The organism is Geodermatophilus africanus, assembly GCF_900107105.1.
GTDB classification, from domain to species: Bacteria; Actinomycetota; Actinomycetes; order Mycobacteriales; family Geodermatophilaceae; genus Geodermatophilus; species Geodermatophilus africanus.
The window spans coordinates 300,871-322,172 of sequence record NZ_FNOT01000001.1 but is presented as its reverse complement, the minus strand read 5'-3'; the positions used below and the strand labels follow the sequence as shown (position 1 = coordinate 322,172).

General features: G+C 75.5%; 19 protein-coding genes and 1 pseudogene. 11 read left to right on the top strand and 9 right to left on the bottom strand.

The genetic code is table 11. The annotated features are described in order from the left end of the window. Nucleotides 1–76 precede the first annotated feature (76 nt). On the bottom strand, nucleotides 77–2,008 hold the full coding sequence (locus BLW63_RS01440) for a bifunctional sugar phosphate isomerase/epimerase/4-hydroxyphenylpyruvate dioxygenase family protein (protein WP_244522279.1): 1,932 nt from the start codon (nucleotides 2,006–2,008) through the stop codon (nucleotides 77–79). Then, nucleotides 1,998–2,876, bottom strand: a complete 879-nt coding sequence (locus tag BLW63_RS01435) for a shikimate dehydrogenase (protein ID WP_091150673.1) — start codon at nucleotides 2,874–2,876, stop codon at nucleotides 1,998–2,000. The genes BLW63_RS01440 and BLW63_RS01435 overlap by 11 nt, the downstream gene beginning before the upstream one ends. Before the next feature lie 244 nt (nucleotides 2,877–3,120). Between BLW63_RS01435 and BLW63_RS01430 the strand changes: the two genes are divergently transcribed. The 3 genes from BLW63_RS01430 (at nucleotide 3,121) to BLW63_RS01420 (ending at nucleotide 6,441) form a co-directional block, all read left to right on the top strand. Then, complete coding sequence (locus BLW63_RS01430; protein WP_091150671.1) at nucleotides 3,121–4,515, top strand: MFS transporter; 1,395 nt, start codon at nucleotides 3,121–3,123, stop codon at nucleotides 4,513–4,515. A gap of 124 nt (nucleotides 4,516–4,639) precedes the next feature. After that, nucleotides 4,640–5,740, top strand: a complete 1,101-nt coding sequence (locus BLW63_RS01425) for a Gfo/Idh/MocA family protein (protein WP_091150669.1) — start codon at nucleotides 4,640–4,642, stop codon at nucleotides 5,738–5,740. A 68-nt stretch (nucleotides 5,741–5,808) separates the two neighbouring features. Then, nucleotides 5,809–6,441: a TetR/AcrR family transcriptional regulator gene (locus tag BLW63_RS01420; RefSeq protein ID WP_091151165.1), complete on the top strand. Its 633-nt coding sequence runs from the start codon at nucleotides 5,809–5,811 to the stop codon at nucleotides 6,439–6,441. Between the two features lie 29 nt (nucleotides 6,442–6,470). On the opposite strand, the gene BLW63_RS01415 is transcribed toward BLW63_RS01420, so the two are convergent. Both BLW63_RS01415 and BLW63_RS01410 read right to left on the bottom strand, forming a co-directional pair. After that, nucleotides 6,471–6,812, bottom strand: a complete 342-nt coding sequence (locus BLW63_RS01415; RefSeq protein WP_091150667.1) for a VOC family protein — start codon at nucleotides 6,810–6,812, stop codon at nucleotides 6,471–6,473. 48 nt (nucleotides 6,813–6,860) lie between these two features. Then, a complete protein-coding gene (locus tag BLW63_RS01410; protein WP_211516961.1) occupies nucleotides 6,861–7,208 on the bottom strand; it encodes a UBP-type zinc finger domain-containing protein in 348 nt (115 codons plus the stop codon). An 85-nt stretch (nucleotides 7,209–7,293) separates the two neighbouring features. Between BLW63_RS01410 and BLW63_RS01405 the strand changes: the two genes are divergently transcribed. From BLW63_RS01405 to BLW63_RS01395, 3 genes are all read left to right on the top strand, one after another. Further along, the gene (locus BLW63_RS01405; protein WP_091150663.1) at nucleotides 7,294–7,662 is read left to right on the top strand and encodes a thioredoxin family protein; all 369 of its coding nucleotides are present in this window, start codon (nucleotides 7,294–7,296) and stop codon (nucleotides 7,660–7,662) included. A 118-nt stretch (nucleotides 7,663–7,780) separates the two neighbouring features. After that, nucleotides 7,781–9,439, top strand: a complete 1,659-nt coding sequence (locus BLW63_RS01400) for an FAD-dependent oxidoreductase (protein WP_091150661.1) — start codon at nucleotides 7,781–7,783, stop codon at nucleotides 9,437–9,439. Further along, nucleotides 9,436–10,890, top strand: coding sequence for an ATP-binding protein (locus BLW63_RS01395; RefSeq protein ID WP_091150659.1), 1,455 nt, complete (start codon nucleotides 9,436–9,438; stop codon nucleotides 10,888–10,890). The genes BLW63_RS01400 and BLW63_RS01395 overlap by 4 nt, the downstream gene beginning before the upstream one ends. A gap of 18 nt (nucleotides 10,891–10,908) precedes the next feature. Here BLW63_RS01395 and BLW63_RS01390 read toward each other — a convergent pair whose 3' ends face one another. Then, nucleotides 10,909–11,373, bottom strand: coding sequence for a hypothetical protein (locus BLW63_RS01390; RefSeq protein ID WP_091150657.1), 465 nt, complete (start codon nucleotides 11,371–11,373; stop codon nucleotides 10,909–10,911). A gap of 145 nt (nucleotides 11,374–11,518) precedes the next feature. On the opposite strand from BLW63_RS01390, the gene BLW63_RS01385 reads away from it, so the two are divergent. Then, nucleotides 11,519–13,048 carry an MFS transporter gene (locus BLW63_RS01385; protein WP_244522278.1) on the top strand — a complete coding sequence of 510 codons (1,530 nt, stop codon included), beginning with the start codon at nucleotides 11,519–11,521 and terminating at the stop codon, nucleotides 13,046–13,048. A 62-nt stretch (nucleotides 13,049–13,110) separates the two neighbouring features. On the opposite strand, the gene BLW63_RS01380 is transcribed toward BLW63_RS01385, so the two are convergent. Further along, on the bottom strand, nucleotides 13,111–14,553 hold the full coding sequence (locus tag BLW63_RS01380) for a cation:dicarboxylate symporter family transporter (protein ID WP_091150655.1): 1,443 nt from the start codon (nucleotides 14,551–14,553) through the stop codon (nucleotides 13,111–13,113). A gap of 150 nt (nucleotides 14,554–14,703) precedes the next feature. On the opposite strand from BLW63_RS01380, the gene BLW63_RS01375 reads away from it, so the two are divergent. From BLW63_RS01375 to BLW63_RS01365, 3 genes are all read left to right on the top strand, one after another. Further along, a complete protein-coding gene (locus tag BLW63_RS01375; protein ID WP_091150653.1) occupies nucleotides 14,704–16,329 on the top strand; it encodes a sensor histidine kinase in 1,626 nt (541 codons plus the stop codon). After that, nucleotides 16,326–17,012 carry a response regulator gene (locus BLW63_RS01370; protein WP_244522277.1) on the top strand — a complete coding sequence of 229 codons (687 nt, stop codon included), beginning with the start codon at nucleotides 16,326–16,328 and terminating at the stop codon, nucleotides 17,010–17,012. Before BLW63_RS01375 ends, BLW63_RS01370 begins: the two co-directional genes overlap by 4 nt. Before the next feature lie 162 nt (nucleotides 17,013–17,174). Further along, the gene (locus BLW63_RS01365; protein WP_091150651.1) at nucleotides 17,175–17,936 is read left to right on the top strand and encodes a GAF and ANTAR domain-containing protein; all 762 of its coding nucleotides are present in this window, start codon (nucleotides 17,175–17,177) and stop codon (nucleotides 17,934–17,936) included. A gap of 344 nt (nucleotides 17,937–18,280) precedes the next feature. Here BLW63_RS01365 and BLW63_RS01355 read toward each other — a convergent pair. The 3 genes and pseudogenes from BLW63_RS01355 to BLW63_RS26575 all read right to left on the bottom strand — a co-directional run bounded on the left by BLW63_RS01355 (nucleotide 18,281) and on the right by BLW63_RS26575 (nucleotide 20,576). After that, nucleotides 18,281–19,297, bottom strand: a pseudogene (locus BLW63_RS01355) (DUF3500 domain-containing protein). Between the two features lie 242 nt (nucleotides 19,298–19,539). Next, a complete protein-coding gene (locus tag BLW63_RS01350) occupies nucleotides 19,540–20,394 on the bottom strand; it encodes a fumarylacetoacetate hydrolase family protein (protein ID WP_091150650.1) in 855 nt (284 codons plus the stop codon). Further along, nucleotides 20,391–20,576 (bottom strand): aromatic-ring hydroxylase C-terminal domain-containing protein, encoded by a 186-nt coding sequence (locus tag BLW63_RS26575; protein WP_342028683.1) that lies wholly within the window; start codon nucleotides 20,574–20,576, stop codon nucleotides 20,391–20,393. Before BLW63_RS26575 ends, BLW63_RS01350 begins: the two co-directional genes overlap by 4 nt. Between BLW63_RS26575 and BLW63_RS28435 the strand changes: the two genes are divergently transcribed. Further along, nucleotides 20,528–21,292 carry an IclR family transcriptional regulator gene (locus tag BLW63_RS28435; RefSeq protein ID WP_091150648.1) on the top strand — a complete coding sequence of 255 codons (765 nt, stop codon included), beginning with the start codon at nucleotides 20,528–20,530 and terminating at the stop codon, nucleotides 21,290–21,292. The genes BLW63_RS26575 and BLW63_RS28435 overlap by 49 nt on opposite strands. The last annotated feature ends 10 nt before the right edge of the window (nucleotides 21,293–21,302 follow it).

The following is a 21,302-nucleotide window of genomic DNA, read 5'->3' as shown; positions in this document are numbered from 1 at the left end:
ACGTGCAGGCGTGCGGCGTGGCCCCTCCAGGGCACCGCCCCGAGCTGGCGAGGGGTGAGGAGGAGGGGGTGCTCCGTCAGTCCAGGGCGGTCGGGACGACGGCCGCCTGGCGCCGGCGGCGGTGGGCGGACATCCGCACCGGCGCGTCCGCGGTGCCGTAGCCGTCGTAGCCGCCCAGGCGCTGCACGACCTCGAAGAACACCCGGTCGCCGAGCACCTCGGTCGCCAGGTGCAGGTACCCGCCGGCGCCGTCCTCCTCGTACATCAGGCCGTGCTGCCGAACCGCGGCCAGCACGTCGGCGGGCAGGTCGAAGCGGGCCTCGAGGTCGTCGGCGTAGTTGGCCGGCAGCGGCAGCAGCGGGGCGCCGGCCGCGCGCAGCCGCGCCGCGGTGTCGACCAGGTCGGCGGTGGTCAGCGCGACGTACTGCGGCTCGGGGACGCCGGGTGCCCAGTCGCCGCGGCGCAGCGTCGCGGCCGACAGGGCCAGTCGCACGGCGCGGCCCGGGTCGGTGACCGCGCGGGTGCGCACCAGCCCGAAGGGGGCGGCGAGCTCGGTGACCTCCTGCGGCTCCAGGCCCAGCACCGCGCGGTAGAACAGCCCCGCCTCGTCGAAGGAGTCGAACGGCTGGGTCAGCCCCACGTGGTCGACGGCGGTGATCCCCGTCCCCGGCCGGGCCGGCTCCCCGGTGGGCAGGAAGTCGGCCGGCCAGCCGTCGGGCACGGTGCGGGTGAAGAAGACCTGCGTCCCGTCGGGCGCGGCGACGGCGGAGAGCTCCGCCTCCGCGGCGCCGCGGGTGCGGGGGAGGACCGGCGCGCTCATCGCCTCGGCCCGGGCGGCCGAGCGGCCGGGGTCGGCGCTCTCGAGGCCGAGCGCGGCGACCGAGGCGACGCCGGTCGCGGCCGGGCGGACCACCGAGGCGTTGAGCAGCACCCGCGCGCCACCCTGCTCCCACAGCTGCACCGGCTTGGAGCGGTGCTGGCCGGTGTGGGTGAAGCCGAGCGCGGCGAGCACCTCGGCAGCCCGTGGCCCGGAGACCCCGTCGACGCCGAGCTCGGTGAACGACCAGCCCGACAGCGCCGGCGCGGCCGGGGGCGGGGTCGGGCCGGACGCCGGGTCGCGCAGCGCGAGCGCCTCCCCCAGCCACTGCAGCGAGCGCATCGCGTCCACCGCCGTCCGGGTCGGGTCGGCCTGCCGGTAGACGTCGTTGAAGACCTCCAGCGACAGCGGCCCGGTGTAGCCGGTGGCCAGCACGGCGGCGACGAAGCCGGGCAGGTCGAAGGTGCCCTGCCCGGGGAAGAGGCGGTGGTGCCGGCTCCACTGCAGCACGTCCATGGCCAGCCGCGGCGCGTCGGCCAGCTGCAGGAAGAACAGCTTCTCCCCGGGGACGGCGGCGAAGCCGGCCGGGTCCCCGCCGCGCGAGAGCACGTGGAAGCTGTCCAGGCACAGCCCGAGGGCGGGGGAGCCCGCGCGGCGGACGGCGTCCCACGACCGCTCCCAGGTCGAGACGTGCCGGCCCCAGGCCAGCGCCTCGTAGGCGATCCGCAGCCCGCGCTCGCCGGCGCGGGCGGCGGCGGTGGCCAGCTGCCCGGCCAGCCGGTCGGCGTCGGCCACGGCGTCCGGCGAGACGGAGGAGCAGACCAGGACGGTGTCGACGCCGAGCGCGGCCATCACGTCGAACTTGCGCTCGGCACGGCGGAGGTTCCGGGCGAAGCGGTCGGGGTCGGTGGAGTCCAGGTCGCGGAAGGGCTGGTAGAGGTCGATCGACAGGCCGAGGTCCGCGCAGCGGGCGGCCAGCTCGGCAGGGGACCAGGGGGAGGCGACCAGGTCCGGCTCGAACACCTCGATGCCGTCGAACCCGGCGGCGGCCGCCGCGGTGATCTTGTCCTCGAGCGTGCCGGACAGGCAGACGGTCGCGATCGCCCGGTGAGGGGCGCGGGCGGCCCCCTGCAGGGTCCCGCCGCGAGCGTGCGAGTGGCGGGGGGCAGGGGGTCCTTCCTCAGTCGACACGGACGTCGCCGACCAGCGTGGTGAAGTGGGCCAGCATCCGCTCGGCGTCCGGTTCGACGCCGGTGAACAGCCGGAAGGCGTCCACGGCCTGGAACACCGCCATGCCGCCGCCGTCGAGCACTCGGCAGCCCAGCTCGCGCGCGGTGCGGACCAGCGCGGTCTCCAGCGGCCGGTAGACGATGTCGGCCACCCACACCTGCGGTCGCAGCAGGCCGGCGTCCAGCGGCAGGCCGGGGTGGGCGGCCATGCCGGTGGGCGTGGCGTGCACCAGCCCGTCGGCGCGGGCGAGTGCTGCGGGCAGCGCGCCCAGGTCGCCGCCCTCGGCGCGGTCGTCGCCGAAGCGCCCGACCAGCGCGGCGGCCAGCTCGCCGGCCCGCGCGCCGTCCACGTCGAGGACGGTCAGCCGGCGGGTCCCGAGGGTGAGCAGCGCGTGCGCGACCGCGGCTCCCGCGCCACCGGCGCCGAGGAGTACCACCCGGTCCAGCGGCGCCTCGGTCAGGCCGCGGTCGAAGGCCCGGGCGAAGCCGGACCAGTCGGTGTTGTGCCCGACCGCCCGGCCGTCGCGGAGGACGACGGTGTTCACCGCACCCAGGGCGGCGGCGTCGGGGGAGAGCTCGTCGAGGTGCTCGAGCACCAGCTGCTTGCAGGGGTGGGTGACGTTGAGCCCGTCGTAGCCGGCCAGCCGGGCGGCGGCCAGGATCTCGCCGATCGCCGACGCCGGGAGCTGCAGCCGGTCGAGGTCCAGCCGCCGGTAGAGGTAGCGCAGGCCGAGCTCGTCGGCCTCCCGCTCGTGCAGCGGCGGGCTCAGCGACGGGCCGATGCCGCTGCCGACCAGACCGACCAGGAAACCCTGCGCGTCGTCCGTCACCGGACCACCTCCCCCTGTATGTACCAATTGGTGAGTTGCTGTGCAGCAGACCACACTCGGCGGCTCGACACCAGCCTCCGGCGGCGACACCGAACCGTCCGCGGGCGGGTCTTGTGCTCTGCGCCACGTTAATGTACCAAGTAGTTCATTGCGGTCGTGGTGCCGGTCACCGCGCTCGCTCTCCGCACCGAGCACCGCCGTCCCGCGCCCACCGGCGCACCCCCTTCCCTCTCAGGAGGACCCGATGCGCGACCGAGTGGTCGAGCCCCCCGGCTCGCACGAGCCGAACGAGTTCGTGAAGACACCCAAGAAGGCCGCGGCCAGCGGCTGGATGGGCAGCGCACTGGAGTACTACGACTTCTTCATCTACGCCCAGGCCGCCGCCCTGGTGTTCCCGACGATCTTCTTCCCGGAGTCCGATCCGCAGATCGCCATCATCATCTCGCTGGCCACCTTCGGGGTGGGCTACGTCGCCCGGCCGATCGGCGCGTTCGCCCTCGGCCACTGGGGTGACACCCGCGGACGCAAGAACGTCCTGGTGCTCTGCATGCTGCTGATGGGAGTGTCCACGTTCCTCGTCGCGCTGCTGCCCACCTACCAGCAGGTGGGCCTGCTCGCCCCGGCGCTGCTGGTGCTGCTGCGGCTGGTGCAGGGCTTCGCCGTGGGCGGGGAGATCTCCGGCGCCAGCGCGATGATCGTCGAGCACGCCCCCTTCGGCCGGCGCGGCTACTACGCCAGCTACACCCTGCAGGGTGTGCAGGCCGGCCAGATCCTGGCCGCCGCGATCTTCCTGCCGCTGGCCGCCGTGCTCCCGGAGGCCCAGTTCGAGTCGTGGGGCTGGCGCATCCCGTTCCTGCTGTCCGCCTTCGTGGTGGTCGCCGGCTACGTCATCCGGCGCCGGGTCGACGAGACCCCGGCCTTCCAGGAGGAGGCCGTGCACGGTGAGGTGCCCAAGGCCCCGATCGTCCAGGCGGTCCGGGAGAGTGGCCCGGACATGCTGCGGGTGATCTGCATGGCGCTGATGAACGCCGTCCCGGTGGCGACCACCGTGTTCGGCGCCACCTACGCCACCAACGAGGAGGCCTACGGCATCGGCTTCGACACCGCCACCTACCTGTGGATCTCCGTGGTGGGCAATGTGGTGGCCGTGCTGCTGATCCCGTTCGTCGGCAACCTGTCCGACCGCATCGGCCGGCGGCCGTGCATCATCGTCGGCGCGCTGGGCTCGACGGCGCTGTCCTTCGCGTACCTCTACGCGATCAGCCAGGCCAACGTGACGCTGGCCTTCGTCTTCGCCATCCTCATGTGGGGCATCGTCTACCAGGGCTACAACGCGGTCTTCCCGGCCTTCTACCAGGAGCTCTTCCCGACTCGGACCCGCGTCACGGCCTTCGCGGTCTCGCAGAACCTGGGGACCATGATCACCGCGTTCCTGCCCACCCTGTACGCGATCGTCGCCCCGGGTGGGTCGAACGTGCCGCTGATCGTCGGGAGCATCACCTTCGGCATCGGGATCATCGCGGCGACGGCCGCCTGGTCGGCCCGGGAGACCCACCGGGTGCACATGGACGACCTGGGCCGCGACGACGCCCCGGTGGTGCCGCGCGAGGAGTACGAGCGCATCCGCGCCTCGCTCTGAGAAAGGCCCCCCTGCCCCCCGCCACTCGCAGGCTCGCGGCGGGACCCTGCAGGGGGCCATCCCCCCGTGACCGGGCCGACCCCCGTCGGCCCGGTCACGGGCTCCCTGACGTCCGGGAGGCGACGTGACCGCAACACCCGCCGGCGTGCGGATCGCCGTGGTCGGCGCCGGCCTGATCGGCCGGCGTCACGCCGGGGAGGTCGCCGCCTGCCCGGCGACGCGACTGGTCGCGGTGGTCGACCCCGGCCCCGCCGGGGACGCCGTCGCCGACCGGTACGGCGTCCCCCGGTACCGGTCGCTGGCCGAGCTCCTCGAGCGCGACCGGCCCGACGGCGTGGTGCTCGCCACGCCCAACCGGCTGCACGTCGACGGCGGCCTGGCGTGCGTCGCAGCGGGCGTGCCGACGCTCGTCGAGAAGCCCGTCGGCGACACCGTCGCGGCCGCCACCCGGCTGGTGGAAGCGGCCGAGGCGGCCGGCGTCCCGCTGCTCGTGGGGCACCACCGCCGGCACAGCCCGCTCCTGGCCCGGGCCCGGGAGATCGTGGCCGGGGGCGTGCTCGGCCGGCTCGTCGCCGTCGTGGGCACCGCCCTGTTCGCCAAGCCCGACGACTACTTCGACGTCGGCGGGGGCTGGCGGCGGCAGCCGGGCGGCGGGCCGGTGCTGATCAACCTGGTGCACGAGGTGGACGGCCTGCGGTGGCTCGTCGGGGACGTCGTCCGGGTGCAGGCCACGACGTCGGACGCCGTCCGCGGTCTCCCGGTCGAGGACACGGCGGCCGTGGTGCTCACCTTCGCGAACGGGGCGCTGGGCACCTTCCTGCTCTCCGACGCGGCCGCCTCGCCGCGCTCGTGGGAGCAGACCTCGGGGGAGGACACGAGCTACCCCAGCCACCCGGACGAGGACTGCTACCACCTCGCCGGCACGGCCGGGTCGTTGTCGATCCCCACGATGCGGCTGCGCACCTCCACCGGTCCGCCCTCGTGGCGGGAGCCGTTCGAGACGGCCACCGTCGAGGTGCCGCGCCGGGACCCGCTGGCCGCGCAGGTCGAGCACTTCGCCGCGGTCGTCCGGGGGGAGGCCGAGCCGCTGTGCAGCGGCCGGGACGGGCTGGCGACCCTCCGGGTGCTGGCCGCGGTCGTCGAGTCCGCCGCCACCGGGCGGCCGGTGGACCTGCCGGGCGCCGCGGCGAACCGTCCTACGCTCGGGGTCCGTCCCCCGCCGTGAAGAGGTCCCCAGCCGTGTCGTCCGCCGCCCACCCGCTGCCCGACGGGTCCGTCCCCTCCCTCGGGTCCGTGTCCGAGCCGCCGCGTCAGCGCGACGCCGAGCGCACCCGTGCGGAGATCCTCGACGTGGCGACCACGGAGTTCGCCGACCGGGGGTACGCCGGGGCGCGGGTCGACGAGATCGCCGCCAAGACCAGCACGACCAAGCGGATGATCTACTACTACTTCGGCGGCAAGGAGCAGCTCTACGTCGCCGTCCTGGAGCGGTCCTACAGCCGGATCCGCGATCTCGAGCAGAAGCTCGACGTCGAGCACCTCGACCCGGTCGAGGCCATCCGCGCGCTGGCCGGGCTGACCTTCGACCACCACGAGGCGCACCCGGACTTCATCCGGCTGGTGAGCATCGAGAACATCCACCGCGCCGAGCACGTCGCCCGCTCGGAGCGGTTGTCCAACCTCAACACCCGCGCCCTGGACGTCCTCGGGCGGATCCTCGCCCGCGGACGGGAGGCCGGCGTCTTCCGGGACGACGTCGAGGCGCTGGACGTGCACCAGGTGATCAGCGGCTTCTGCATCTACCGCACCGCGAACCGGTACACGTGGCGTGCCCTCTTCGGCCGGGACATGCTCGACCCCGCGCTGCGCGACCAGCAGCGCCGGATGCTCGGCGACCTCGTCGTCGCCTACCTCACCGCCCGCTGAGGGCCGCCGGAGGCGGGGTCCCCGTGCCCCTACGCCCCGGCGACCTCGATGAACGCGATCGAGTTCCCCTCGGGGTCGGGGACGACCGCCTTGCGCGCGTCCTCGCCCTCGCGCGTGACCGGGCCGCTGCGGATGCTCCGCGCCGCCAGGTCGCGCAGCAGGCCGTCCAGGTCCGGCACCGAGACGGCGACCAGGCCGCGGCCGGCGCGCACGGCGTCCTCGACGACGAACACCCACCCGGTGCCGGACACCTGCCACAGCACCTCCCGGTCGTGCGCGACGACGTCGGGGTCGCGCCCGAACAGCCGCCGGTACCACTCCAGCGCGCGCGGGAAGTCGGCGACCGCGATTCCGGCGAACAGCTCGTCCACGGGACCACCGTGGCACGGGGAGCGCGGTCGGGACCGTCCTGCCGTCGTTCAGTGCAGCCGGGACCGCCAGTCGGCCGGTACCCGCCCGCGCGGCCCGGGGGCGGGCTGGTCGAGCGGGTGGTGCGCCGGCGGGGCGAGCTCGGGCCCGGCGACGGCCTGCTCCCGGGTGTAGTCCCAGAACCAGCTCTCACCGGGCTCGAAGCTGCGGATCACCGGGTGCCCGGTCGCGCCGGCGTGCCCCTGTGCGTGCTGCGCGGGCGAGGAGTCGCAGCAGCCGACGTGCCCGCAGGCGGCGCAGCGGCGCAGGTGGAACCACCACCCGCCGAGGGCCAAGCACTCCACGCACCCCGTGCCGCTCGGCGGCACGGACGGGTCGATCGCAGCGGCGGCGTCCACGGCGCCCACGGTAGGGACGCCGGACCGCTGTCCGGAAGCCCTCCGGCCGGCGGCGGTGCACACTCGGTGGGGGAGGGAGGTCGGCATGGGGACGACGCGCCTCTCCGGCGAGGACTTCGCGGCGGCGACGCAGGCCGCGGGCATCGTGCTGGTCGACTTCCGCGACGCGGCGTCGGGCTCCAGCCGCGCGTTCGCCCAGGTCTTCGACGCCGCCGCCGACCGCCACCCGGACCTGCGCTTCCGCGCCGTCGACCTGCCCGCCGAGCCGGCACTGGCCGCCGCGGTCGGGGTGCAGCGGGCGCCGAGCCTCATGGTGTTCCGCGACGGCGTGCCGGTGTTCGCCGAGCCGGGCTGGCTGCCCGAGGACTCCGTCGAGCTGCTCATCGCCACGATCCGCGAGCTGGACATGGCCGCGGTCCGCGAGACGTTCCCCCCGCCGGTCCGCCGCGGCTGAGCCGCCGCGATGCTGTCGCCGCGCGGTCCTCCCGGGCTAGCGTGGCGGCCACCCGGCGAGGACGCCGTCCGCACCGACCGGCTCCCGCCCTCCCCGGCGGGCCGGACAGGAGGCCGCCATGGCCCGCCCCGTGCTGCTCACCGTCGACGACGATCCGGCCGTCTCGCGCGCCGTCGCCCGCGACCTGCGCCGGCGCTACGGCGAGGGCCACCGCGTGCTGCGCGCCGGCTCGGGCGCGGAGGCGCTGGAGGCGCTGCGTGAGCTGAAGCTGCGCGGCGACCCGGTGGCGGTGCTGCTGGCCGACCACCGGATGCCGGAGATGAACGGCGTGGAGTTCCTCGAGCGGGCGATGGACCTGGTGCCGCGGGCCCGCCGGGCACTGCTCACCGCGTACGCCGACACCGACGCCGCCATCGCGGCGATCAACGTGGTCGACGTCGACTCCTACCTGCTCAAGCCGTGGGACCCGCCCGAGGAGAAGCTCTACCCGGTCGTCGACGCGATGCTCGAGGCCTGGCGGGACACCCCGGACCCGGAGGTGCGCGGCGTCAAGCTGGTCGGCCACCGCTGGTCGGCGCCGTCCTTCCGCGCCCGCGACCTGCTGGCCCGCAACGCCGTCCCCTACCGGTGGTTCAACGTCGACGAGCCGGACGGGCGACGGATCCTCGCCGCCGCGGGCGCCGGCCCGGACGACGTCCCCGTGATCGTCACCGCCGACGCCCGGGTGCTGCGGCGCCCGACCGAGGCCGAGCTCGCCGCCGTCGCCGGCCTGGCGGTGGAGGCCCGCGAGGAGTTCTACGACCTGGTCGTCGTCGGGGGCGGACCCGCCGGGCTGGGGGCGGCCGTGTACGGCGCGTCCGAGGGGCTGCGCACCGTGCTCGTCGAGCGCGAGGCCACTGGCGGGCAGGCCGGGCAGAGCAGCCGGATCGAGAACTACCTCGGCTTCCCCGACGGCGTGTCGGGCGGGCAGCTCGCCGATCGCGCCCGCCGGCAGGCGGTGAAGTTCGGCGCCGAGCTGCTGCTGGCCCGCGACGTGGTGGCCCTGGAGGCGCACGGCCCCAAGCGAGTGCTGCACCTCGACGACGGCCGGCGGATCGCCGCGCACGCCGTCGTCCTGGCCACCGGCGTCTCCTACCGGAGCCTCGGCGTGGACGGGGTCGACGACCTGACCGGCCGCGGCGTCTACTACGGCTCGGCGATGACCGAGGCGGCCGAGTGCGCCGACAGCGACGTGTACATCGTGGGCGGAGCGAACTCGGCCGGCCAGGCGGCGGTCTTCTTCTCCCGGTACGCGAGCTCGGTGAGCCTGCTGGTGCGCGGGTCCTCGCTGGAGGCGTCGATGTCGGCCTACCTGATCGAGCAGATCGCCGGGATCGAGGCGATCCGGGTCCGCACCTGCACGATCGTGGCGCAGGCGCAGGGCGACGGGCACCTGGAGGCGCTCACGGTCGAGGACACCCGGACCGGCGAACGGGAGACGCTGCCGGCCAGCCACCTGTTCGTCTTCATCGGCGGCGCGCCGCGCACCGGCTGGCTCGACGGCGCCGTCGTCCGCGACGAGCGCGGGTTCATCCCCACCGGCCCGGCGCTGCTGCGCGAGGGACGCCGTCCGGCCGGCTGGGACCTCGACCGCGACCCGTACCTGCTGGAGACCAGCCTGCCGGGGGTCTTCGTCGCGGGCGACGTGCGCGCGGACTCGGTGAAGCGCGTCGCCTCGGCCGTCGGCGAGGGCGCCATGGCGGTCACGCTGGTGCACCGGTACCTGGAGGAACGATGACGACCGCGCCGGAGCGGCTGGGCCCCGCTGAGCTGCGGGAGCTGTTCCTGTTCACCGACCTCGACGACGAACAGCTGGCCTGGGTCGCCGAGCACGGTGAGGTCGTCGCGTTCCCGGCCGGCGCGGACGTGTCGGTCGAGGGGGAGCCGGCCACCTGCTTCTCGGTGCTGCTCGACGGGACGCTCGCCATGTCCCGCCGGGTGGGCGGCAGCGAGGTCGAGACGGTCCGGACGTCGCACCGCGGCGTCTACTCCGGCGCGGTGCAGTTCTACTTCGGCGACCGGCTGCCGCAGCGCTACCCGGCGACGGTGCGCGCGGTCACCGACTGCCGGTTCCTGCAGGTGCCCGCGGAGGGGTTCGCCGCGGAGTTCCGGCGCTGGTACCCGATGGCGGTGCACCTGCTGGAGGGCCTGTTCCTCGGCCAGCGCAACTCCGCGGAGCTGGTCGCGCAGCGGGAGCGGCTGCTGGCGCTGGGCAAGCTGACCGCGGGCCTCACCCACGAGCTCAACAACCCGGCCGCGGCCGCATCCCGGGCCGCGGCGGCGCTGCGCGAGCGGTTCGCCGGCATGCGGCACAAGCTGGCCCTGCTGTCGGAGGGCCGGCTCGACGGCGCGGTGCTGCGGGCGCTGACCGGGCTGCAGGAGGAGCTGGTGGCCCGGGTGGGCAGCGCCCCGGAGCTCACCGCGCTCGAGCGCGCCGACCGGGAGGACGAGCTCGGCGACTGGCTGGACGACCGCGACATCGGCGGCGGCTACGAGCTCGCCGGGGTCTTCGTCGGCGCCGGGCTCGGGCCCGCGGACCTGCAGCGGGTCGCCGACTCCGTCGACCCCGCCGCCCTCGAGCCGGCGCTGCGCTGGCTGGCCTATGCCGTGGAGACCGAGTCGCTGCTCGCCGAGATCGCCGACAGCACCGGCCGCATCTCCGGCCTGGTGGACGCCGCCCGCCAGTACTCCCAGCTCGACCGCGCCCCGTACCAGCCCACCGACCTGCACGCCGGGCTCGACGCCACGCTGGTCATGCTCGGCGCCAAGACCCCGCCGGGCGTCCGCGTGGTCAAGGACTACGACCGGTCGCTGCCACCAGTGCCCGGCTACCCCGGCGAGCTCAACCAGGTGTGGACCAACCTGATCGTCAACGCCCTCGACGCCATGACCGGAGAGGGCATGGCGGGGGAGGGGACGCTGACCCTGCGCACCGCCCGGGAGGGCGAGTGCGCGCTGGTCGAGGTCGCCGACACCGGTCCGGGCATCCCCGAGGAGCTGCGGCAGCGGGTGTTCGAGCCGTTCTTCACCACCAAGCCGGTCGGCCAGGGCACCGGCCTGGGCCTCGACGTGTCGTGGCGGGTCGTCGTCACCCGGCACGGCGGTGACCTGCGGGTGCGCTCGGAGCCGGGCGACACCCGCTTCCAGGTGCGCCTCCCGCTCACCGAGGCCGCCGCCGTCCCCGGCTAGGGGGCAGGGGGTCCGTGCTCAGTCGCCGGTCAGCGCGAGCAGGACGCCGGTGGTCAGCCCGACGGTGGCGTGGCCGACCACGCCGCGGGAGTGACTGACCAGCGGGTACTGCCGGGCCGTGGGCAGGGCGGTGCCCTCGTCGACCACGAGCCAGGCGGCCGCACCGACGGCCAGCCCGGCGGCGACCGGGTGCACGCCGCGCCGGGCGAGCAGGGCCGCCAGGACGCCGTAGGTGGTGCCGAGCGTCCGGTGCGCGGCCAGCCCCACCCGGCCGGCGGCCGCGTCGTCGAGCTCCCGCCCGCCGGCCGCGCCCAGCTGGCGACCGAGCTGGACCAGCATGCCGCCCGGCGTGATCTCCTCCTCCCGCCGCCGCGAGGCCTCGCTCTGGCGGGCGTGGAAGGCGCCGGTGACGGCGTCCATCGTGCGGCTGGCGGCGTAACCGGCCAGCGCGCCGGTCACGAGCGTGCGGCGGAGTCCCGACATGGCCTCTCCCAGGGGCGCAGGTCCCGGCAGTGTCCGGCCGTGGCCCGCGGGCCGGGAAGTGCCGGAGGTCATGGGCTCCCGCGTGCAGGACGGACGGCACGGGGTAGCCCCCGGTGCGTCCCTCCCGCACCACCCTGGAGACGCCGTGACGGCTCGGCCGATCGTCCGCGACCCACGTCTCGAGGCCGACGCCGACCGGTACGAGCCCGATCCCCGCCGCTGGCGGGCGCTGTCGGTCACCCTCGTCGCGGGCTTCATGAGCCTGCTCGACGTCAGCATCGTGTCGGTGGCGCTGCCGACGCTGCAGCGCGACCTCGGGGCCTCCGCGGCGGCGGTGCAGTGGGTGGTCTCCGGCTACGCGCTCACCTTCGCGCTCATGCTGGTGCCCGCCGGCCGGCTGGGCGACGCCCTCGGCCGGCGGCGGATGTTCCTCATCGGGCTGGCCGGGTTCGTGCTGTGCAGCGCGGCGGCCGGGGCGGCGCCCACCGTGGGGCTGCTCATCGCCGCCCGGCTGGCCCAGGGGCTGTGCGCCGGGGTCCTGGCCCCGCAGAACTCCGGGCTGATCCAGCAGCTGTTCCGCGGCGGGGAGCGGGGCCGGGCCTTCGGCCTCTTCGGCGCGGTCGTCGGGGTGTCCACCGCCGTCGGGCCGGTCGTCGGCGGGCTCCTGCTCCAGGTGGCCGACTGGCGCTGGATCTTCTACGTCAACGTGCCGATCGGCGTGGTCGCGTTCGTCCTCGCCTGGCGGCTGCTGCCCCGCGGCGGTGCCGGCGGGCGCGGGCACATCGACGTCGGCGGGGTGCTGCTGCTCGGCGCCGGGGCGCTGGCCCTGCTGCTCCCGCTGGTGCAGGCCGAGGCCGGCGGCCTCTCCCGGCTGTGGTGGCTCTTCCCGGGCGGCGTGCTGGTGCTGGCTGCTTTCGTGGCGTGGGAGCGTCGGGTGGTACGCCGCGGCGGGGAGCCGGTGTTCGACCCGCGGCTGGTCACCGAGACCCGCGGCTACGGCCTGGGCGCGGCGCTGGGCACCGTGTACTTCGTCGGCTTCAGCGGCATCTGGCTGGTCTTCGCGCTGTTCTTCCAGACCGGCCTGGGGCTGACCCCGCTGCAGTCCGGCCTGGCGGTGACCCCGTTCGCGCTCGGGTCGGCGGTGGCCGCGGTAGTGGCGGGGCGGCTGGTCGAGCGCTTCGGCCGGGTGCTGACGGTGCTCGGCCTGGTCGGGGTGCTGACCGGCCTGGGCGCGACGGTCGTCGTCCTGCTGCTCGTGCCGGCCGACGCCGTCCCCTGGGCGGTGGCGCCCGCGCTGCTCCTCGGCGGCCTGGGCGGCGGCTGTGTCATCTCGCCGAACATCACGATGACGCTGCGCGAGGTCCCGGTGCGGATGGCCGGCGCGGCCGGCGGCGGGCTGCAGACCGCCCAGCGCTTCGGGGCGGTCATCGGGACGGCCGCGCTGCCCGGGCTGTTCTACGTCGTCCTCGGCGCGACCGCGCAGGACTACCCGGCCGCCGCGGCCGCGGGCCTGGCCGTCGCCCTCGCCGGGATCGCCGCCGCGCTCGGGCTCGCCGTCGTCGACCTGCGCCGCGGCCGGCGGCAGGACGCGGCCGACGCGGCCGCCCGCGACGACGCCGACGAGGACGGCGACCACGACGCCGTGCACGGCCACGGGCACGCCGCCCACTCCTGAGACGCCACAGGGGGTGCCCGGCCCGCGATCGGGCCGGACACCCCCTGGTGCCGGGTGCCGCGTCAGCGCACCGAGGACCTCGCCAGCGCGGCCTGCGCGTCGCCGGCATCCCGCTCGCCCGGGCCGGCGTTGGTGGCGTCGGCGGGGAGGTTGTCGTCGCTGGAGCCCCCGCCGTGGCCGTCGTCGTCGAGCATGGTCTCCTCGTCGAAGGGGCGGTCACCGGCGAGGACGGCGTCGAGCTGCTCGCGGTCGAGCTCCTTGGTCCAGGTGGCGATCAGGACGGTGGCGACCGCGTTGCCGGCGAAGTTGGTCACCGCGCGCGCCTCGGACATGAACCGGTCGATGCCGACGATCAGGCCGACGCCGTCGAGCAGGTCCGGACGGTGCGCCGAGAGCCCGCCGGCCAGGGTGGCCAGGCCCGCGCCGGTGACCCCGGCGGCGCCCTTGGAGGCGATGATCATGAAGGCCAGCAGGCCGAGCTGCTCGCCGATCGACAGCGGGTCGCCCAGCGCCTCGGCGATGAAAAGCGAGGCCATCGTCAGGTAGATGGCGGTGCCGTCGAGGTTGAAGGAGTACCCGGTCGGGACGACGATGCCGGCGACCGGCTGGCTGACACCGGCGTGCTCCATCTTCGCGATCAGCCGCGGCAGGGCCGTCTCGGACGACGAGGTGGAGACGATCAGCAGGAACTCGCGGCCCAGGTACCTGAGCAGCGAGAAGACGTTGACCTTCGCGACCAGCCGCAGCAGCAGGCCCAGGACGACGAACACGAACAGCGCGCAGGTGGCGTAGAAGCCCAGCATGATCACCGCGAGGCTCTTGAGCGCGTCGAGGCCGGTCTCGCCGACGACGGCGGCGATCGCGCCGAACGCCCCGAGCGGGGCGACCCACATGATCATCGCGAGGATCCGGAAGACCAGCTTCTGGAAGTGCCCGATGCCGCGCAGCACGGGCTCGCCCGCGCGGCCCATGGCCTGGATGGCGAAACCGGTCAGCAGGGCCACCAGCAGCGCCTGCAGCACCGAGCCCTCGGTCAGCGCCGACACCAGCGTGGTCGGGATCAGGCCGAGGATGAAGTCGGTGGTGCCGCCGGACTCCTCCGCCGTGCCGGCCAGCTCGGCGCCCTCGCCGCGCAGCTCCTCGGACAGTTGCAGCCCGTCGCCGGGGCTGAGCACGTTGCCGACGACCAGGCCGATGGCCAGGGCGATCGTCGACATCAGGATGAAGTAGCCGAGCGCCAGGCCGCCGATGCGGCCGACCTTGGCCGCCTGCCGGATGGCGCCGATGCCCAGCACGATGGTGCAGAAGATGACCGGTGCGATCAGCATCTTGATCAGCCCGACGAACGCGGTGCCGAGCCACTTCAGCGAGACGGCGAACTCGGGGAAGGCGAAGCCGACCGCGATGCCCGCGAGCACCGCGCCGATGACCGCGATATAGAGCCAGTGGGTCCGGTCCCGCCGCTTCGCGGGCGGGGGCGCGTCGGCCACGGTGCCTGAGGCCATGACAGCTCCTGGGGGTCTGGGGGTGGGGGCCGGGCCCGGGAGGTGGGCCACAGCACAGACGGTCCGGACCGCGGTGACCGGCGTCACGCATTCGTTCATTGCGTACACGCCGGTCGCGGCGCGGGGGCTCGCGCGCGGGACACTCGCGGCGTGCGCGTGCCCGCCTTCCTCTCGCACCGCCGGGGCGACGCGAGCCTGGCCCGGCGTCTGCTCCTCCTCCAGGCGCTGGTCGTGGTGGTCGTCGTCCTGACCATGACCGCCGTCGCCTACCTCCAGGCCCGCCAGGCGGTGCGCCAGGCGGCCGAGGAGGAGACCACCGCGATCGTCGCCAGTCTCGCCGACTCCCCGCTGGTGCGCTCGGCGGTCACCGGGCCGGACCCGACGGCGGCGCTGCAGCCCTACGTCGAGGAGGTCCGCGTCGACACCGGGACGTCGTTCATCACCGTCCTCGCGCCCGACCGCACCCGGTTCACCCACCCCGACCCGGCGGAGATCGGCAAGCCGTTCATCGGCACGATCGACCCCGCCCTGGCGGGGGAGACCTTCACCGAGACCTACACCGGCACGCTGGGTCCCTCGGTGCGCGCCACCGGCCCGGTGCTGGACGACGACGGCGAGGTGGTGGCCGTGGTGTCGGCCGGGGTCACCGTCGAGGCGATCGGGGAGGACCTCGCCGTCGCCGTCCCCGGCATCCTGGGGACGGCGGCCGCCACGTTGGCCGTCGGGGCGCTGGGCAGCGCGGCGCTGTCCCGGCGGTTGCGGCGGCAGACCCACGGGCTGTCCCCGGCGCAGCTGGCCCGGATGGTCGACTACCACCACGCCGTGCTGCACGCCGTCCGCGAGGGCCTGCTGCTGGTGGACGACCAGCAGCGGGTGCAGCTGGTCAACGACGAGGCGCGGCGGCTGCTCGGGCTGACCGAGGACCCCACCGGCCGGCACGTCGGCGAGCTGGGCCTGCCGCCGGAGCTGAGCGCGGCGCTGGGCCAGCAGCGGACCGCCGTCGACGAGGTGCATGTGACCGGCACCCGGGTGCTGGTGGTCAACCAGGCCCCGCCGCGGCCGGAGGGCCGCTCGGCCGGCACCGTGGTCACCCTGCGCGACCACACCGAGCTGCAGGGGCTGACCGGCGAGCTCGACAGCGTGCGCGCCTTCGCCGAGTCTCTGCGCGCCCAGGCGCACGAGGCGGCCAACCGGCTGCACACCACCGTGTCGCTGGTGGAGCTCGGTCGCACGCAGGAGGCGATCGACTTCGCGACCGCCCAGCTGGCCTCGGCGCAGCAGCTCACCGACCGGGTGGTCGACGCCGTCGGCGACCCGGTGCTGGCGGCGCTGCTGCTGGGCAAGGCCGCGACCGCGCACGAGCGCGGCGTGCTGCTCGAGGTCGACCCGGCGACGGCGGTGGGGGAGATCGGCATCCCCGGCGGCGACCTGGTGACGATCGTCGGCAACCTGCTGGACAACGCGATCGACGCCGCGCTGGCCGGCGAGCCGCCGCGGGAGGTGCAGTTCGCCGCCGAGGTCGACGGCGGGCGGCTGGAGATCCGGGTCGAGGACACCGGCCCCGGCGTCCGGGAGGAGGACCTGCCGCGGCTGTTCGAGCGCGGCTGGAGCACCAAGGAGACGACCGCGGCGCCCTCGGGGCTCGGCCGCGGCCTGGGGCTGGCGCTGGTCGCGCAGGCCGTCGCCCGGCACGGCGGCACGCTCACCGTGCGGCCCGGCCCCGGCGCGCTGTTCACCGTCGTCCTGCCCGTCGGGGTGCCGGCGGTGTCCCGGTGATCCGCGTCCCCGTCATCAAGGTGCTGGTCGTGGAGGACGAGCCGGTCGCCGCCGAGGCGCACCGCGCCTACGTCGACCGGACCCCGGGCTTCACCACCGCGGCGGTCGCGGGCACCGGCGCCGCCGCCCTCGACGCGCTGGCCCGCCAGCCGGTCGACCTGGTGCTGCTGGACATGAACCTGCCCGACGGCCACGGCATCGACCTGTGCCGGCGGATCCGCGGCGCCGGCGCCCAGGTCGACGTCCTCGCCGTCACCTCGGCGCGGGAGCTGGCCACCGTGCGCGCCGCGGCCGCCCACGGCGTGGTCGGCTACCTGCTCAAGCCGTTCACCTACCCGGCGCTGCGGGACCGGCTGGCCGCCTACGCCGAGTACCACCAGCGGCTGCACGCCGGCGGGGACGCCGTCGGGCAGGACGACGTCGACCGCGTGCTCGTCGGGGTGCGCCCCAGCCGGCCGGCGCCGCTGCCCAAGGGGATGGGCCGGGAGACCCTCGACGCCGTCGTCGCCGCGGTGCGCGCCGCCGGCGAGGGGTTGTCGGCCGCGGAGACCGCCGAGCTCATCGGCGCCTCCCGGATCACCGCCCGCCGGTACCTGGAGTACCTCGCCGACACCGGGCTGGTCGACCGGGCGCCGCGGTACGGCGGCGCCGGCCGGCCCGAGCTGGAGTACCGCTGGCGCTGACCGTGACGCCCGGAGGGCGGTAGCGTGGCCGTGGGCGGCGGGCCGGCCCCGCGCTCCTCGTACGTCACCCCCGGCGGCGTACCCGAGCACCGGCCCCGGCTCCCGGGGTCCTGGAGCGGAGGTCGTCCAGCCCGTCCCGGTGGGCGACCGGAGGTCGAGGCCATGTCGAGCGCCGACCCGTCCACCCCCCTCGACCCGGTCGAGGCCCTCGAGCGCCTGGGCCGCCTGACCCTGCGCGAGAACGGCATGAAATCCCTGCTGCAGGCGGTGGCGGACCTCGCCCGGGAGGTCGTGCCCGGTCACCCGGAGACCTCGGTGTCCCTGCTGATCAACGACCGCCCCAGCACCGCGGTGTTCACCGGCGAGCTGGCCCGCGCCTGCGACGAGAGTCAGTACGGCCGCGGCTACGGCCCCTGCCTGCACGCCGCCGGGACCGGTGAGGTGGTCGAGGTCGCCGACGCCCGCACCGACCCGCGGTGGCGGGACCACCTGGCGTACGCGGTGCAGCTCGGCGTCCTCAGCATGCTGTCGGTGCCGCTGCCGATCGGCGAGGGCATCGTGGGGGCGGTCAACGTCTACGCCCGCGAGCCGGACGCCTTCGATGAGCACAGCCGCGGCGTGGTCACCCGGTTCGCCGCCCACGCCGCCGCGGTCGCCGCCAACATGTACGCCTACGAGGAGGTCCGGGACCTCGCCGATCACCTCGAGCGCCGGGCGGAGTCCCGCGCGGTCGTCGAGCAGGCCAGGGGCATGCTCATGGAGCGCTACGGCATCGGCGCCGACCAGGCGTACCAGCTGCTGGCCCGGGCGGCCAGGCACGCCGAGACCAAGGTCAGGGCGGTCGCGGCCGAGCTGGTGCGCACCGGCGAGTTCCCGCGGCGGCTGGGCCCCTCACCCGAGCCCGCGGCGGACGACGCCTCCTGACCGCCCGCGGGACAGCGCCACCAGCAGCCCGGCGACCACCGCGCCGGCCGCGTTGAGCGTGGTCGCGTACACCCGCAGCTCGGTCAGCGGCGCACGTCAGTCCCAGCCGGAGCCCGCGGCCGGCGTGAGCGTGAGCAGCACCACCGCCAGGGCGGCGAGCAGCAGCGCGGCGTCCGATCGGCGGCGACGGTCGGCGTCCACGGGGCCCACGGTGCCCGGCCCGGGTGCAACGGTCCTGCGAGCCGCCTGGACGTCGGCTGGGAGCGGCGCCGCGGGTGTGCGTTCCCGGTGGTGTCCGCACCCGCGGAGACCACCGGGAACGCACAGCGACCCGGGGCGCCGGGTCAGCCGTGCGGAGCCGAGCGCTCCTGCCACTGCCGGACCCAGGCGCGGCCGTAGTCGTTGCCGTGCGGGGTGCGCAGCACGGTGTGCACGTGGAACGGCTTCGGGGTGTCGTAGTCGAGGAAGACGCCGCAGTGGTGGTCCAGCTCGGTGATCACCACCGGCGACTGAACCCGATAGTAGAAGACGTCGCCCGGCTCGTGCCCGCCGATCCAGCTGAACCAGGTCTCATCTAGGTGTGCCTCGACCTCCCGCATGCGGGCGGCGCGCGGGCCCGCGGGCAGCAACCGGACGAACGCCGCGACGACGTCGAGCACCCTCCGGCGGGCCTCCTCCGACAACTCGGCGACCCGCACGCCCTCGACCGGGATGACCCGGTTGTCCTGGAACGCGCCGGCCAGGTGCCGCTCGTCGCCGGGGTGCACCCGGCCCGGCGGCATGGCCGGGTCGACCATCTGCTCGTACACGGTCGCCCGCGCACGCTGCTCCGGGGTCAGCGCGGCCATCACGGCCAGTCCCGCGTCGACCCGGTCGGCGAACACGTCGCGGACCCCGGCGTGCGGGCCCTCGTCGATCTCGTCGGGCTCGGCGCCCACGAACAGGGGGGACATCACCATGCGCCCCTCGACGACGAGGCAGTTGACCGCGCAGTGGTGGCCGTACAGCTGCCAGCCCCAGGGCGCGTGCAGGTGCGGCTCGCCGTAGAGGGCGACGTTGTAGCTTCACTCGCCCAGCACCGCGGGCAGGTCGACGACGTCGCCGAGGAAGCCGTTGACCAGCATCGCCGCGTGCACCAGCTCGGCGCCCTCGGATGAGAGCGACGCGCGCACCAGCCGGAGCACCGCCTCGCGCACCTCGGGCGGCTGGAACTCCAGCCGCAGCCCGGTGTCGAACTGCATGAACTCCGGGTTGGCCCAGGTCTGCCACTCCGCGGCGTCCACGTCGAAGGCGATCCGCTCGCGGTCGTCGGGGGACAAGGCGGCGAGCAGGTCGCGCGCGGCGGCGACCATCGCCGGCACCGGCGCCGCCTCGCCGGGCTCGGCGGGGGTGAGCGGGTACAGCCCCCCGCGGAGCGCGCCGTCCTCGGTGACGCCACGGAACTCGTGGCGGTACAGCGGCGTCCAGCCCTCGACCAGCCCGCCGGTGAAGGTACCCGGCTTCTTCGCGAACTCGCCGTAGGTGTACGGGTCCAGGCCGCGGACCTCGGCCAGCCGCGGGTGGTCGTGCGGGAACAGGTACGAGCGGAACTCGCCGGACACGGTCAGGCCTCCTTCAGCCGGAGGTCGTTGCCGACGACCGGGTTGCGCAGGACCCCGAGGCGCTCGACCTCGACCTCGACGACGTCACCGGGCTGGAGCAGCCACGGCGGCGTGCGGGCGTAGCCGACGCCGGACGGCGTGCCGGTGGCCAGCAGATCGCCCGGGCGCAGGGTGAACGTGCGGGAGATGAGGGAGAGCGTGTCGCCGACGGTGTAGACCATCTCGTCGGTGCGGCCGTCCTGGACGGTCTCGCCGTTGACCCGAGTCTGCACCCGCAGGCCGTCGCGCAGGTCACCGACCTCACCCGCCGGCACCATCGGGCCGAGCGGGCCGGAGCGGTCGCCGTTCTTGCCGAGGATCCACTGGCTGGTGAGCTTCTGCGCCCGCCGCGAGGTGAGGTCGTTGAACGTCGAGTAGCCGACGACGGCGGCCAGCGCCTCGTCCGGGGTCGCGTCGACCAGGGTGCGGCCGACGTAGGCGACGACCTCGCCCTCCCAGTCCAGGCCGTCCTCGTCGGCCGGGACCGGCACCTCGGCACCCCCCACGGTGAGCGAGGCGGTCCAGCGGGCGAACAGCGTCGGGTACGCCGGGATGTCCTGGTCGCGGAAGGAGCCCTCGGCGACGTGCCTGAGGTAGTTCAGCCCGATGCACACCACCCGGGCGCCGGGCAGCACGGGCGGCACGAGCTCCACGCCCTCGGCCGGCAGCGTCTCACCGGCCGGCTCCCGCGACAGGTGCCCGGCCGCGGCGGCCCAGAACTCCTCGAGTGGCGCGATCAGGGTGACCTGCGCGCCGTCGGCGGACAGCGCCGCCACCTCGACCGACCCGCCGTCCCGGCGGGTGCCCACGATCCTCATGCCCGTCGTCCTCCCTCGTCGTCGGTGCGGCCCCAGCCGCAGGCCCGCTCCAGGGCCCCGGCCGCGGCGGCGGGGTCGTCCCCGCGCCAGGCCACGTGCTGGTCGGGGCGGACCAGCAGGAACGCCGCGCCCCATGTCTCGTGCAGCGGGGCGCCGCCGGGCGCCACGTCGCCGTCCCGCAGCCGGACGACGGTCAGCGGGATCCCGCGGCGCGCCGCGGCGGGCCGGCACGCCGCTGAGCACCACCCGCCGGCTGGCCGAGCGGCTGGTCGCCTGGGGCGCGCTGGAGCGGGCCGCGGCGGGCGGCTACGTGGTGGGCCCGCGGCTGTGGGAGGTCGGGTCGCTGGCGCCGCGCGCGCTGGGCCTGCGCGAGGTCGCGATGCCCTTCATGGACGACCTGTACGAGGCCACCCGCCAGCACGTGCTGCTCGCCGTCCTCGACGGGGACGCCGCCCTGCTCGTGGAGCGGCGGTCCTCGCGGGCCGCCGTCCCGGTGCAGTACCGCGTCGGCGACCGGCTGCCGCTGCACATGACCGGGGTCGGCCGGCTGCTGCTGGCCCACGCGCCGGCCGAGCTGCAGGAGCGGGTGCTCCGCGGCGAGGTCGGCGGCCGGTCCGACGACCCGCCGCCGCAGCCGGCCGCGCTGCGCCGGGAGCTGGCCGAGATCCGCCGCAGCGGCGTGGGGGTTATCAACCGGCGCCGGCCCGCGCCGGTGGTGTCGGTGGCCGCGCCGGTGTGGGACCCCGCGGGACGCGTGGCGGCGGCACTGTCGATCGTGGTCCCGGCCGGCGGCGCCAGCCCGCGGACGATCGAGCCGGCGGTGCGGGCCGCGGCGCGGGCGGTGTCGCGCGGGCTGGGTGCTCCGGCTGTCGGGCGGCCGGGGCCGTCAGCAGGCTGAGCGGAGAAGG

Bases quoted from the DNA above. Each gene is read 5' to 3' on its own strand.
- BLW63_RS01430 (WP_091150671.1), top strand. From the start codon at position 3,121: ATGCGCGACCGAGTGGTCGAGCCCCCCGGCTCGCACGAGCCGAACGAG.
- BLW63_RS01405 (WP_091150663.1), top strand. From the start codon at position 7,294: ATGGGGACGACGCGCCTCTCCGGCGAGGACTTCGCGGCGGCGACGCAG.
- BLW63_RS01400 (WP_091150661.1), top strand. From the start codon at position 7,781: ATGGCCCGCCCCGTGCTGCTCACCGTCGACGACGATCCGGCCGTCTCG.
- BLW63_RS01395 (WP_091150659.1), top strand. From the start codon at position 9,436: ATGACGACCGCGCCGGAGCGGCTGGGCCCCGCTGAGCTGCGGGAGCTG.
- BLW63_RS01390 (WP_091150657.1), bottom strand. From the start codon at position 11,373: ATGTCGGGACTCCGCCGCACGCTCGTGACCGGCGCGCTGGCCGGTTAC.
- BLW63_RS01380 (WP_091150655.1), bottom strand. From the start codon at position 14,553: ATGGCCTCAGGCACCGTGGCCGACGCGCCCCCGCCCGCGAAGCGGCGG.
- BLW63_RS01365 (WP_091150651.1), top strand. From the start codon at position 17,175: ATGTCGAGCGCCGACCCGTCCACCCCCCTCGACCCGGTCGAGGCCCTC.
- BLW63_RS01350 (WP_091150650.1), bottom strand. From the start codon at position 20,394: ATGAGGATCGTGGGCACCCGCCGGGACGGCGGGTCGGTCGAGGTGGCG.
- BLW63_RS28435 (WP_091150648.1), top strand. From the start codon at position 20,528: ATGTCTCGTGCAGCGGGGCGCCGCCGGGCGCCACGTCGCCGTCCCGCA.